Source organism: Jeotgalibacillus haloalkalitolerans, from assembly GCF_034427455.1.
Classification (GTDB): Bacteria; Bacillota; Bacilli; order Bacillales; family Jeotgalibacillaceae; genus Jeotgalibacillus; species Jeotgalibacillus haloalkalitolerans.
Map to the genome: position 1 here is coordinate 1 of NZ_JAXQNN010000008.1, position 12,535 is coordinate 12,535.

The following is a 12,535-nucleotide window of genomic DNA, read 5'->3' on the forward strand; positions in this document are numbered from 1 at the left end:
TCTTTTCGCTTTCTTCTTTATAAGGAAGAAATGCGGTGTTGCTCTCTCAAGCGACCAATCTATCATAACATCTTTCAAAATATTATGTCAAATACTTTTTTGAAAAAGTTTTTGATGAGATTTTGTTTGGCGCTCCAAAAGCGACGCTTATTAATTTACCATCGTTTTTAAGGTTGGTCAATGCTTTTTTACAAAGAAATTTTAAAAAGGTTATTTCTTTTATAAACCCACCTCTTTACCTTCTACTTTCTCTATCTCATTCATACACTTTTACAAGGATTTTTTTGGGGGTGTTGATGGTGAGGAGTTTATCGGTTCGTTTTTATTCTGCTCTTTTGATTGTGGGGCTTGTGATGATTTTTCTATTAGCGCCTGGAGCTTCTCGTGTAATGGAAGTGAGTGGCGTCTGGCCTTCTCCGGGGATTATTTATAAAGGCAATCAGGGAACTGCACTTACGTTTAATGTGACGATTGGTGATGAATCTGTCAGCTGGCTGCTGGGTGATTTAAAAGAGAAGGGTATTCAAAAAGCTACATTCTTTCTTGATCCTGCCTGGGTGGACCGCCATGCTGATTTAACGGAAGAGCTGTTGACTTCCGGATATGATATTGGCATTTATGATCTTCATCCAGGAAGATATGAAAAGATGACGGAGTCTGAGATGGATCGCCACATTTCAAACCTGCTGTCTTTTTTTAAGGAGCAGGAACTTCAGCCTGCTTATTACCGGACTAAGGGCGAGCTTCTCTCCCCCGCTGTTGTGAAAAGGCTGAGGGCGCAGGAACTGTTAGTGGTTGATTATCTAATAGATGAAAATGGGTTAACTGAGAAAGATACTTCTGTTGACGGGGCTGTAGTGGCTCTTGATCTGGTTAATAATCAGGATAAGATGCAGGAAAGCTGGGGTAAGTGGTATCGCGCGCTAACCGCTACGAAGGAACTTAAGTATGTTTCTATCCTTGAGCTGCTTGCATCTTCTGATAGTAAAATAAAGTTATTAGAGTGATAAATTTTTTCTTTACCCTTTTGAGAAATAATTAAACTGAAAAGTGATCCAAATACAGTTCTTTTTCGTTAGCTGTGCAGAGAATTGTTTTAATGACGGTTGTTTAGTACGATTAATGAACAAACGTCGAATTAAAGGAGTATGCTATGTCGCAGCAATTAACGGATATTGATTTGTATCACAAGGTTGTGCACGAGCAGGATGCCCAGGCTTTGCGCCAGCTTTACCAGAAGTATGAAAAGCTTATTTATTCATTCTCATATAAAATGACGCAGGATCAGGAAGTAGCTGAAGAGGCCATTCAAGAAGTGTTTCTTAAGTTATGGAAGAAACATGCACCTTATGATCAGTCTAAAGGGAAGTTTTCTTCGTGGCTCTTAACGATGACCCGAAACACTTGTCTGGATGCACTGCGCAAGCGAAACCGTCATGAAACGGTTGAGTATATTGAGAAAGATACATTAAGAGTGTCGGAGGAAACACCGGCAGATATTTTAGAATGGAAAGAAAGAGGTTCAGCAATACAGGAATGTATGAGTGCATTGAAAGAAGAACAGCAGCAGATTGTTCAGTTGTTTTATTTCAACGGGTTAACCCAGCAGGCGATTTCTAAGAAAACCGATACGCCGCTCGGAACGATTAAAGGTCGGATCCGCCTTGCACTTAAGCATTTGAAGGCTTGCCTCAAAGGGAAAGGAGGACATGAGGATGACTCAGCAGTGTGACCACGTGCTCGATTATTATAATCAGCATTTGGATGATATTGAAAAAGCAGCTTTTGAAAAGCATCTGTCTGAGTGTGCAGACTGCCAGGAAATTCTTGCAGACCTCAAGTCACTCGAAGATACGCTTCCCTATGCAGCTGATCCGGTTGAACCGCCAGCAGGAATGGAAGAACGGATTTTTGCAAAGATAGAGACTGCTGATCGCCCTGAACCAGTAAAACCAGCTCCCCTTCGCCCTTCTAAGAAGAAGCGGCAGTGGATGCTGCCATCAATTGCTGCACTTCTGGCAATTTCACTGTTCGGAAATGCTTACTTGTTTACCCAATTGTCAGATGAAGCCGATATTGTACAACAGGCGACGATTGATCAGGTACTTCAATACGCTGAGCTTGCACCGACAGCTGGAGATGCGAGTGGTACGGCAAGTATTATTGAGCAGGGTGAAGAAAAGAGACTGGTTGTACAGGCATCGAATCTTGCTGCCTTATCTGAGGAAGAAGTGTATCAGGTCTGGCTATTACAGGACGGACAGCCTGAGCGCGCCGGTACTTTCGTGATCGATAATGAAGGAAGAGGCTCTGTGATTTTCACGTTAAATGAAGAATACGCAGAACGTGACTGGGATACAGTTGCTGTTTCACTGGAACCGGATGCGAATAGCGAGCTTCCGGAGGGTGAGATTATTCTTGCTTCAGAGATTTAAGGTTTATATAGAAGGAAGCACCAGGCTGATTAAACAGTCTGGTGCTTCTTTTTTAGTTTATTCTGCAGTATTTTACACAGGCGGCTGCTGCCCCTCCCTGCGTTCCAATTAACACTGCCTAAACACATTAATAGACTGAATCGAGAAAAGCTTTCTCCCCTTCAAAATCCTTTTATACCAACGCTTTTAACCGCATCAAATATTCTTTTTCAAAAAAGTTTTTAAAAAAGTGATCCAAATCTGATCTCTCTTCGTTAGCTGTTCGAAATCAAATCACAATACAAAAAGGAGAGAATTAACCATGAAATTGAAAAAGAGTATGTTCGTTGTTCCAATGAGCCTTATGTTACTTATGCCAACAGCCGCACTTGCTGAGGATCACGGAGACCACTCAGGCAAAGCTGAATCCGGTATGGAGATGGGTACTGCGACTCCAGCTGCTGAGCTTCGTATTACGCTGGACACTGCTTTAACGGAGCATGCATTCCTTGCAATTGAAGCAATGCGCAAAGGCGTTGACGGCGCTGAAGATTTTGATCAGGCCGCTGCTGCGCTGACAGCGAACTCAGATGATATCGCTGCTGCTGTATCTTCTGTATACGGAGAAGAGAATGGTGCAGCGTTCCTTGAAATCTGGAACTCTCACATCGGTTATTTTGTTGATTATGTAACAGCGACTGCCGAAGGAAATCAGGAAGGTATTGATCAGGCGCTTGCTGAACTTGAAGAGTATAAGAAAGAACAGGCTGCATTCTTTGCGACTGCAACAGAAGACCGCCTCCCTGCCGATGCACTTGAAGAAGGACTTCAAATGCACATTGATCAGCTACTGATGGCATTTGACGCATACGCTGAAGGTGATTTTGAAACAGCTTATACAAATGAGCGTGAGGCAATTCATCACATGAGTATGTTCGCTGAGCAGCTTTCTGTTGCAATTGCTGACCAGTTCCCGGATCAGTTTGAAAACACAAATCCTGATACACCGGCAATTGATCTTCGTGCACAATTGAATTATGTATTTACCGAGCACGCTGGACTTGCTGCAATGGCAATGCAGGATGGCGCAGATGGTGCTGAAAGCTTCGACCAGGCTGCGGGCGCTTTGACTGCTAATGCCGATGACCTGTCAGCTGCTGTTGCTTCTGTCTATGGTGAAGATGCTGGCGATCAGTTCTCTGAGATCTGGAATTCTCATATCGGTTATTTCGTAGATTATGTTGTAGCAACCGGTGAAGGTGATACTGAAGGTCAAGAAGCTGCAAAAGCAGAGCTTGACGGCTACATTGTTGAGCAGGCTGCATTCCTTGAGACAGCAACAGAAGAACGTCTATCTGCTGAAGATCTTGAAGCAGGTTTGACAGCACACGTTGAACAATTATTAACAGCTTTTGATTCATATGTGGCAGGCGATTACGAAACAGCTTACAGCTCAATCCGTGAAGCATGGGCGCATATGACAATGCCGGCTGCAGGACTGTCAGCAGCAATTACAGACCAGTTCCCTGAGCAGTTCGGTCATGAAATGCCGGAAGAAATGCCAAACACAGGTATGGGTGGATCAGCTGACGAGAACGGCTTCCCGATCGGTTACCTGATTGCACTACTGTTTGTGATGCTTGGCGGTTCAGCAATTGCTGTGAGAAAATTTGCATCTGATAACAAATAATGTCGAATAATAGGAGAGCGGTGCTGATATAGCCCGCTCTTTTCTATTGTGTTTAGTTAAATAATATTATTTTAAAATTATTAACAAGTAAGCCTAAAAACCCATCACTTGTCACAACAATTGTTTTATACGTCGATATTTAGGTATAAAGGGCTAATTATTTTATTTAATTAAATTTAAATTTATTATTTATAAAAAGTGTTTAGATCAAAAGTCTTTAGGGAAACCAAAGAACTAACCAGCGAAAAAATTCTGAATGTTTTTATTTTATAATGCGGTTCAGCATCATTCTTTGCTTCTGTACATACGGACGACCTTCTTACTCTTGAAGCGTCTCTCCCGGCTGTGTAATCGCGAAGGAGTCAGACACACACTTCTTTGACATAACCTGCCATCACAATAAAAGATGGGAACGTTTAATTTTCGCGCTGGAAATTAAGCAAGAAAAAGGAGAGATTCGACACATGAAGTTGAAGAAAAGTATGTTAGTTGTCCCAATGAGCATCATGTTACTTATGCCAACGGCCGCACTTGCAGAGGATCACGGAGATCATTCAGGACATTCAGAATCAGGGATGGAAATGGGTACTGCGACTCCGGCCGCTGAGCTTCGCATTACGCTTGATACTGCTTTAACTGAGCACGCATTTCTGGCAATCGAAGCGATGCGTAAAGGTGTTGACGGTGCTGAAGACTTTGACCAGGCTGCTGCCGCTTTAACATCTAATTCGGATGATATCGCTGCTGCTGTATCATCAGTATACGGTGAAGAAAATGGCGCTGCATTCCTTGAAATCTGGAACTCTCACATCGGCTACTTTGTTGATTACGTGACGGCAACTGCTGAAGATAATCAGGAAGGTATTGATCAGGCGCTTGCTGAACTGGAAGAATATAAAGTGGAACAGGCTGCATTCTTTGCAACTGCAACAGAAGACCGCCTCCCTGCCGCTGCTCTTGAAGAAGGACTTCAAATGCATATCGATATGCTGTTAACAGCTTTTGATGCTTATGCAGAAGGTGATTTCGAGACAGCTTACACTCAGGAACGTGAAGCAATCATGCACATGGGTGGATTTGCTGAACAGCTGTCAGTTGCAATCGCTGACCAGTTCCCGGATCAGTTTGAAAACACAAATCCTGATACACCTGCGATTGACCTTCGCGCACAGTTGAATTATGTATTCACTGAGCACGCTGGACTTGCTGCAATGGCAATGCAGGATGGTGCTGACGGTGCTGAAAGCTTTGATCAGGCTGCCGCTGCACTAAACGCAAATGCTGATGATCTGGCTGCTGCTGTTGCTTCTGTCTATGGTGAAGATGCAGGCGCACAATTTGCTGAGATCTGGAACTCTCACATCGGCTACTTCGTAGATTATGTTGTAGCAACGGGTGAAGGCAACACTGAAGGACAGGAAGCGGCAAAAGCTGAGCTTGACGGTTATATCGTTGAACAGGCTGCATTCCTTGAGACAGCAACAGAAGGCCGTATCCCTGCTGCTGACCTTGAAGCTGGATTAACTGAGCACGTTGGTCAATTGCTTACTGCATTTGATTCTTATGTTGCAGGTGATTACGAAACAGCTTACAGTTCAATCCGCGAAGCATGGGCACATATGACAATGCCGGCTGCAGGACTGTCAGCAGCGATTGTTGACCAGTTCCCGGATCAGTTCGGTGGAGACATGCCTGGTATGCCAAGCACTGGTATGGGTGGTATGGCGGCTGCTGAAGAAAATGGATTCCCGATCGGCTACCTGATGGCTCTGCTATTTGTGATGATTGGCGGATCAGCACTGGCTGTCAGAAAATATGGATCTGATAAGCAGTAATTCATGATTTTAATTGAGGGCAGCGCTGAGAAGCCTGCCCTTTTTATCAGGAGTGAGCGATGTGATTAAAAAGTGTGTACTATTAATAGGATTTACACTGCTTCTTTCTGCTTGCAGCATAGAATCTGTAATGAATCAGTTTTCAAAACAGGAGCAGCCGGCTGAAACCAGTGAAGCTGCCGCGCCTGCTGAAGACGTGCTGTCAGATACAGCTGGTGAGGAGATTGCTGAAGAAGCACCTCCTGCTGAGGAAGATGAGCATCCTGAAGTAAACTGGGACCCTCCGAAAAGTCTGATCCCGTCAAAGCTTGATATTCCTTCTATTGGATTGTCAGCGCCAGTTGAAAAAGTCGGATTGACTGAAACAGGTGAAATGGCTGTGACGGAAAGCTTTGAGACAACAGGCTGGTATGAAAAAGGCTATAAGCCGGGCAGCCAGGGAAATGCCGTTATTGGCGGACACGTTGACAGCTATGAGGGTGCAGCGATTTTCTATGATCTGCAGTTTCTGTCTGTCGGGGATGAGATCATTGTAAGTGATGAAAATGGTGAGCAGCTCGTTTTTGTCGTGACTGAAATGGTGGAATATCCGTGGGATGATGCCCCGGTTGAAGAGATCTTCGGCTATACAACGGACCGGTCATTGAACCTGATTACGTGTACAGGGGATTATGATCGTGACTCGAATAATTATAATCAGCGGCTGGTTGTGTATACGGAGTTAAAAGAAGCCTGATTGAGGGCTTTTTTTAATGGGGATTTTTAGATGAGGTTGGGTTTTGGCGGAGTGTGTATGGGCTGAATGGGTGTATGACTTTGCGGGTGGACGGGCTCTGCAGGCGGGTGGTGGGCGGCTGGTGAATTAGATCACCTTTCGGATTATATCTATCACCTTTGTAAGTTATTACATCATCTTTTGAAGTATTCGAACATCCATCATCGAACCGCTCTTCCACTGGGCCGGAGCTCTGCGGTCGGGCGGTTGGTGAATTAGATCACCTTTCGGATTATATCTATCACCTTTGGAGTTTTTCACGACGGCTTTTGATTTATTCGTTTATCGGCTACTGAGGACAGCGGAATTACGACACCTTCTCAATTTATTCGCTCACCTTTGTAAGTTATTACATCATCTTTTAAAGTATTCGAGCACGCACTACCGAACCGCTCTACTACAGGGCTCCGCGGGCGGGCGGCGTTCGGCCGGTTAATTAGATCACCTTTCTGGTTATATCTATCACCTTTTATGTTTTTCGCACCAGCTTTTGATTTATTCGTTCACCGGCTGCTGCGGACAGCGGAATTACGCCACCTTCCCGATTGATTCGCTCACCTTTGGTAGTTATTACATCACCTTTTAAAATATTCGCTCACAGAAAACCGGACGCTCGCCCTTCCCCACAAAAAGAAAAAAGCACGCCCGCAGGCATGCTTTTACTTTGCTTTTGCTTCTTGTTCACGTGCGGCTTTCCGCGCCAGTCGTGCTTCACGATCCTTTTTAGACCGCTCATTATATTTAGGTAACGCAAGCATCTGGTATGCGTTGGTCGCGATCAGTGTGAACATGATCGTGATCAGCCAGTAGTTTTCGTTACTTCTGAGCACCGGCAGCCATTCAAGTGTTGTCACAACGACCATGAAGAATAGCGTTGATGGGAAAATCATTTTATTCTTCGCCTGCTTCGCTTTTAGCAGCGATACAATCACACCGACTACAAGTAAAAATGCAGCGAGTGAGAAGTATGGCAGCAGCGAATCGCCGTCATCTGCAAATGCTTCAAAGCGGAAGTATACCAGGTCAAACAGGACGAATGCGACAAGTACCATTTGCACCCAGTTCCACAGCTTTAGTGAACGGAAAATGCTGAGCCCGAACTGGTGAATGGTCAGGTAGGCAAAGTACCCCATCTGACTTAATACACTGAATGTCATCCCGACCCCAATCATCCACACGATGACTGATAATATCTCTATACTATCTTCACCCGCGAACTGAGTTGATAACTCACTCCAGCGGACTGTAATTCCTACGATTCCTGTGGTGACTCCGCCGACCAGCAGTGTCATCATAAAGAAACGGATCCAATTTCGTATGGTCACGTCTATATCCTCCACATCTGTAAATACACATTCTCATTCGATTGTACCAGTCGTCATGTGAAAAATCCATGACTGCTATGTGAACGTGTATATTTCAGCCTTTTACGCAAAAGCTATGTAAAATGCCTGTACGGGAGGTGTCGAGATGAAGAAAGAATTGTTAGTGAGTTCAGCGTTGGTTCTGCTTTTAACCGGATGTGCGGGAGAAAAGACCAGTTATGAGGAAACAAAGCAGATGGTGACTGACCTTTTAAAAACCGATGATGGGAAAAAAGCAGTCAAAGAGCTGCTGGCAGATGAAGAAATCAAAAAAGAGCTTGTCATTGATCAGCCGATTGTCAAAGAGTCCATTCAGACGACCCTCTTATCTAAAGAAGGACAGGAATTCTGGAAAAAGACGTTTGCTGATCCCGAATTTGCAGAAACACTTGCGAAAAGTATGAAAACTGAGCAGGAGCAGCTGTTGAAGGACCTCATGAAAGATCCCGAATATCAGAGTATGATCCTGACCATCATGCAGGATCCCGCGATGCACGAGCAGACCATGTCCGTCCTGAACAGCCAGGCTTATAAAGAAGAAACGAAAAAGCTGATGCTTGAGATGATGGAAAGTCCGCTGGTGAAAAAGGAAATCCAGGACTTGCTGCTTGAAGCAGCTAAGGAAATGGGCGAAGAAGGCACACAGCAACAGGCTGACGGCGGTGAAGGCGGTGGCGGTCAGGGAGACGGTGGTAGTGGCGGTGGGGGAGATGGCGGCGGTGATGGTAACAGTGAAAGTGAGAGCGGTGGCGGGATGGGGCAGTGATTTGTCCTTCAAAGAGCACCTTTCAATGTTAAAGGTGCTTTTTCACCACGGCTCTGGAAATCGCAAGTTCTTTCTATAGCCGATAATTTCATGTTCTATTCTTTCTGCCCCAATCGGATAGATCTCATCTATTTGACCTTTCCAATACTTTGCCTCCGGGACATCTTTTGTCGCAAGAAGAGCCAGATTCTTTTCTCTTAAGCATCTCCTGATAGAACGTCCGGACATTTTCACCGAGAATCGCAGTACCGGTTACCTCGCCTTTAAAGTTTGTATAAATGGCTTCATAGTAGTGCTTATGATTGACATTCACAGGGTTTGGATTTACTTCGAATTTCTCCATGAACTTTTTATATTGCTTTCTTCTCGACAGTTTTTATTTCGCTCTCTATCACACTCATGATCAATCTTCTTAAAATCAGCATATCCCTGTTGACAATAAGCATTTTATAAAAAAGAGGGTTCATAAAAAAATGAATCCCTCTCCTCTTCAAAGTTATTTAAACCTTTGGCCATCTCAACAGACTTCTTGATTTAACAATCCATTCTGCATGTCTTTCCTGAAAAGCATTGTCCAGGGAAGCTGCCTGTTCCTCAAGACTACCGTCTGGTAATTCAGGATATCCATTGTATAAATCCCTGCTTATTTTGTTTCCGGAAGGCATAAGCGTTCCATGATAATAATTCTGCGTTTCACGACTTAGTTCATTCCACAGCCCCTGCTCTTTCATCTCTTCTTTCCAATCCGCAAGTATGCCGTCAAAATCTGCAGAAAGACGGATCATGTTGATCTGACAAGCTGTCAATCTAGCCGCCTGGTCTGTTAAAAAACGGTGTGCTTCTTCTGTGACTTCAACAGAACCGCTGATGAAATCCGTGACTTTTTTATATTCTACTTTCAAATATTTGAGCAATTCTCCCATCTCAGTGATAACAGCCTTGCCGTTTTCTATTTTTTCACCTGATCCTCTTTCAGACACCTTTAAAGCTTCATCGTAAAAAACGGGTGAGATCCTGGACCTTTCGTCAGACGAGGTAAATATCGCAATAATTGTATGATGAAAAGTGATTAGCAGGTCATGCACTTTTTTTGCATCTTCTTCATTCCCGCCATTTCCGGAAATAATTGCTTTACCTATCGCGTGATCAGTTCTCTTTTTAAGGTAATTCGCTTCAAAATAATAAGCACCATTCAGCTTTACCGAGTTAGGATGCACAACCATATCCTCAAACAGTTTTTTATGCTTTTTGGCGTTCTTTTTTGCCTGTTCCCATTCTAATTGGATCATCCGTCTACCTCCTTCAGTCAGCACTGTTTATTAACTGACTTAATTATATCGTGACAGCTGATCAATTTCCAAAGAGACCCTTTACAGTACTCCAGCCATTTGAAAGATGCTCTTGAACTTTATCAACACCCTTTGAAGCAAGATCCTTTGTTGCATTCAATGGATTTTTCATAAAGTCCCTTCTAAATTGCTTAACACCTTCCCAATTATCAGCTAAAAACTTAACTGCACGCGATCCACCCCAAAGCACTGCTCCACCCACGATGAGAAATGGTGCGGCTGCCTGTGCGCCTGGAATAAACCCTGCAACGGTTCCTGCACTCATGAGTGTTTGACCAAGAGAAGCCGTAGCGTCAGCAGTAGCAGATACTTTTTCAGTTGTAGCGGCATTTGAGTTTATTACATCATAAGCATTTGCTGACTTAAACCCTGTTTCAATGCTGCCAAACACAGTTCCAACAGCAGCACTCGCTAAATTAAACTTAGCTAGCGCTCCGGTCGTAGTACTTAATGCGGCCGCTGTTGAACCCGGCGAAGAACTGATCTGACTTAAAGGTTGAGCCTGTTGAAGTGCCTTTATACTATCTGCTGCTGAATCCAAAGCGGCACCACTTTGACCAAAAGAGCGCGCTGCTGTATACCCCTCTGTGATAACACTTTTAGCGGTAATCATGTCATCCACAAGCTTAACGGTCTCGTTATCCTTCATGAAAGTTTTCATACCGCCCCACAAGATTCCACGTTTGAATGAGGCTACATCTTTGAAACCAAAGCTTTCATTAGTAGAAGCATCAACTGCCAATTTCACCTGACTCATGATGAGGTCGTTTGTTATGTATTTCGAGACCCCAACCCACTCAGGCGTTTCTACCCCAGGTTCCTGACCGACTCCACCACCACCACTTTCCAATGCCTGGGCATAAGCGCTATATTCATAAGGGCTTAAACCGACTGGGATTATAGGGTCAATAGGCGCTGTTCCATCAACATTTAAATCTGTAACCAAGCCCTGGTTTCCATCCAGCATTCCAGGCACCTGATTATTTCCTGTGAAACCAGGCCACATGATAGGTCCTTGCAAATCTCCTATATAGCCCGGCTGATTAGGTCCTACCGGATAAGGGTTTGCCCCTGGTTGTCCCAGCCCGGGTTGTCCCAGCCATGGCGCCAGCGTCCAAGGTGCACCTTCAAATGAATAATCGCCTCCATTAGCACCGGTTCCATTTGAAGGGCCTCCAGTTTGATTACCTGAAGTTCCATCCCATGGGTTACCATCCCACGGATTTCCATCAATCGTATTTCCTTCCCACGAGTTACCGTCCCATGGATTTCCATCAAAGGCATTACCCTCCCATGAGTTACCATCCCACGGACTGACAGCGGCAGCGAAGGAGAAAAGGACTGAGTTTGAGACGACACATAAAATGACAATTGCTGCAAAGATTTTTTTAAGCATGTATAAGTCCTCCTCAATAAGTAGTAAGTTCTTCTCCCGTCTCAAATAGTCCAAGTTCCTGTCTCCATTTCGCTACTAAAACAGCGAGGGTCAAGTAAAACAGAGGAAGAAAAATTGTATTCAGCACAAGATGACTCAGCACGATCGCCATGAATGATTCTGTAATGGAGATAATCATTGTCTGGGCAAAGACAGACACAGCGAGTTCAGTGATACTGAAGAAAATCATCAGAAGCATTATTTTCCAGTGGTTGCGTTTAAACAATCTAATGCTTTCTCTCACCGATTTCCATACTGATTTCTGATCCATGATGGCAATAACCGGGGCACTGATGAACAGACCCAGTATAATTAACCCCGGCAATACAAAAGCAGCGAAACCGATCGTAACCAGCAGACTGATTGCAACGGCAAATACAAAGAAATGAAATGACTGGATCATCGTTTGCAAAAATGCATATCTCAGTGGTTTTTCATGACCGGATTCTTCGTAGTGCCAGAAGTATAAAAACGGCACCTGCGCGAATAAAAAGAACATAATCATGAACCACGCATTATAAATATCTGCAGCCGAATACAGGCTTCCATAGGTAGGGGTTACAGCATATATATAGTTTGCGATGAAAAAATACGCAGCTAAAAGCGGGACCTGAATGAATAATACGATAAGCAGGATCCGTTCGTAGGTCCTGCTGAAAAAAGTTAAAGCAAATTTAAGAGGCTGATCCATCTCCCCCTCACTCCTTTCAAACTGCCTGCTGTTCTAATTGGTTCAGGTGATTTTTTTTAATGACTGGCAAAGCAGATCCAACCGCAATTGCTGTGATAGGAAAGCTTCCGTCTGCAAATAGCCATTCAAGTGTGGTTACAGGGATAAAGACTGCATAGATAAAGATCATTAGAAAGAAGTATGTTCTCTTCCAGCGTTGTAGTTTTTTCATATTAA

The 12,535-nt window shown here is 44.0% G+C and carries 12 protein-coding genes; 7 read left to right on the top strand and 5 right to left on the bottom strand.

The window, feature by feature from the left end:
• The first annotated feature begins 299 nt into the window (after window positions 1-299).
• The 6 genes from UFB30_RS15585 to UFB30_RS15610 all read left to right on the top strand — a co-directional run bounded on the left by UFB30_RS15585 (window position 300) and on the right by UFB30_RS15610 (window position 6,675).
• Window positions 300-1,007, top strand: coding sequence for a polysaccharide deacetylase family protein (locus UFB30_RS15585; protein ID WP_322422623.1), 708 nt, complete (start codon window positions 300-302; stop codon window positions 1,005-1,007).
• A gap of 146 nt (window positions 1,008-1,153) precedes the next feature.
• Window positions 1,154-1,732, top strand: a complete 579-nt coding sequence (locus UFB30_RS15590; protein ID WP_322422624.1) for an RNA polymerase sigma factor — start codon at window positions 1,154-1,156, stop codon at window positions 1,730-1,732.
• Window positions 1,716-2,435 carry an anti-sigma factor gene (locus UFB30_RS15595; RefSeq protein WP_322422625.1) on the top strand — a complete coding sequence of 240 codons (720 nt, stop codon included), beginning with the start codon at window positions 1,716-1,718 and terminating at the stop codon, window positions 2,433-2,435. Before UFB30_RS15590 ends, UFB30_RS15595 begins: the two co-directional genes overlap by 17 nt.
• Before the next feature lie 301 nt (window positions 2,436-2,736).
• Complete coding sequence (locus tag UFB30_RS15600) at window positions 2,737-4,104, top strand: copper amine oxidase (RefSeq protein WP_322422626.1); 1,368 nt, start codon at window positions 2,737-2,739, stop codon at window positions 4,102-4,104.
• 464 nt (window positions 4,105-4,568) lie between these two features.
• Window positions 4,569-5,939 carry a copper amine oxidase gene (locus tag UFB30_RS15605; protein ID WP_322422627.1) on the top strand — a complete coding sequence of 457 codons (1,371 nt, stop codon included), beginning with the start codon at window positions 4,569-4,571 and terminating at the stop codon, window positions 5,937-5,939.
• Between the two features lie 61 nt (window positions 5,940-6,000).
• Entirely contained in the window at window positions 6,001-6,675 is a 675-nt protein-coding gene (locus UFB30_RS15610; RefSeq protein WP_322422628.1) for a class F sortase, read from the top strand.
• 698 nt (window positions 6,676-7,373) lie between these two features.
• Here UFB30_RS15610 and UFB30_RS15615 read toward each other — a convergent pair.
• On the bottom strand, window positions 7,374-8,039 hold the full coding sequence (locus UFB30_RS15615; RefSeq protein WP_322422629.1) for a KinB-signaling pathway activation protein: 666 nt from the start codon (window positions 8,037-8,039) through the stop codon (window positions 7,374-7,376).
• 145 nt (window positions 8,040-8,184) lie between these two features.
• Here UFB30_RS15615 and gerD point away from each other — a divergent pair, with 145 nt between their 5' ends.
• On the top strand, window positions 8,185-8,844 hold the full coding sequence (gene gerD / locus UFB30_RS15620) for a spore germination lipoprotein GerD (RefSeq protein ID WP_322422630.1): 660 nt from the start codon (window positions 8,185-8,187) through the stop codon (window positions 8,842-8,844).
• Between the two features lie 500 nt (window positions 8,845-9,344).
• Here gerD and UFB30_RS15625 read toward each other — a convergent pair whose 3' ends face one another.
• The 4 genes from UFB30_RS15625 to UFB30_RS15640 all read right to left on the bottom strand — a co-directional run bounded on the left by UFB30_RS15625 (window position 9,345) and on the right by UFB30_RS15640 (window position 12,530).
• The gene (locus UFB30_RS15625) at window positions 9,345-10,133 is read right to left on the bottom strand and encodes a hypothetical protein (protein WP_322422631.1); all 789 of its coding nucleotides are present in this window, start codon (window positions 10,131-10,133) and stop codon (window positions 9,345-9,347) included.
• Window positions 10,134-10,194: 61 nt separating this feature from the next.
• Window positions 10,195-11,589, bottom strand: a complete 1,395-nt coding sequence (locus UFB30_RS15630) for a hypothetical protein (protein WP_322422632.1) — start codon at window positions 11,587-11,589, stop codon at window positions 10,195-10,197.
• A gap of 13 nt (window positions 11,590-11,602) precedes the next feature.
• Window positions 11,603-12,319 carry a hypothetical protein gene (locus UFB30_RS15635; protein ID WP_322422633.1) on the bottom strand — a complete coding sequence of 239 codons (717 nt, stop codon included), beginning with the start codon at window positions 12,317-12,319 and terminating at the stop codon, window positions 11,603-11,605.
• Between the two features lie 16 nt (window positions 12,320-12,335).
• On the bottom strand, window positions 12,336-12,530 hold the full coding sequence (locus UFB30_RS15640) for a hypothetical protein (protein WP_322422634.1): 195 nt from the start codon (window positions 12,528-12,530) through the stop codon (window positions 12,336-12,338).
• Between the last annotated feature and the right edge of the window lie 5 nt (window positions 12,531-12,535).

Bases quoted from the DNA above. Each gene is read 5' to 3' on its own strand.
- UFB30_RS15590 (WP_322422624.1), top strand. From the start codon at position 1,154: ATGTCGCAGCAATTAACGGATATTGATTTGTATCACAAGGTTGTGCAC.
- UFB30_RS15595 (WP_322422625.1), top strand. From the start codon at position 1,716: ATGACTCAGCAGTGTGACCACGTGCTCGATTATTATAATCAGCATTTG.
- UFB30_RS15600 (WP_322422626.1), top strand. From the start codon at position 2,737: ATGAAATTGAAAAAGAGTATGTTCGTTGTTCCAATGAGCCTTATGTTA.
- UFB30_RS15605 (WP_322422627.1), top strand. From the start codon at position 4,569: ATGAAGTTGAAGAAAAGTATGTTAGTTGTCCCAATGAGCATCATGTTA.
- gerD (WP_322422630.1), top strand. From the start codon at position 8,185: ATGAAGAAAGAATTGTTAGTGAGTTCAGCGTTGGTTCTGCTTTTAACC.
- UFB30_RS15625 (WP_322422631.1), bottom strand. From the start codon at position 10,133: ATGATCCAATTAGAATGGGAACAGGCAAAAAAGAACGCCAAAAAGCAT.
- UFB30_RS15630 (WP_322422632.1), bottom strand. From the start codon at position 11,589: ATGCTTAAAAAAATCTTTGCAGCAATTGTCATTTTATGTGTCGTCTCA.
- UFB30_RS15635 (WP_322422633.1), bottom strand. From the start codon at position 12,319: ATGGATCAGCCTCTTAAATTTGCTTTAACTTTTTTCAGCAGGACCTAC.
- UFB30_RS15640 (WP_322422634.1), bottom strand. From the start codon at position 12,530: ATGAAAAAACTACAACGCTGGAAGAGAACATACTTCTTTCTAATGATC.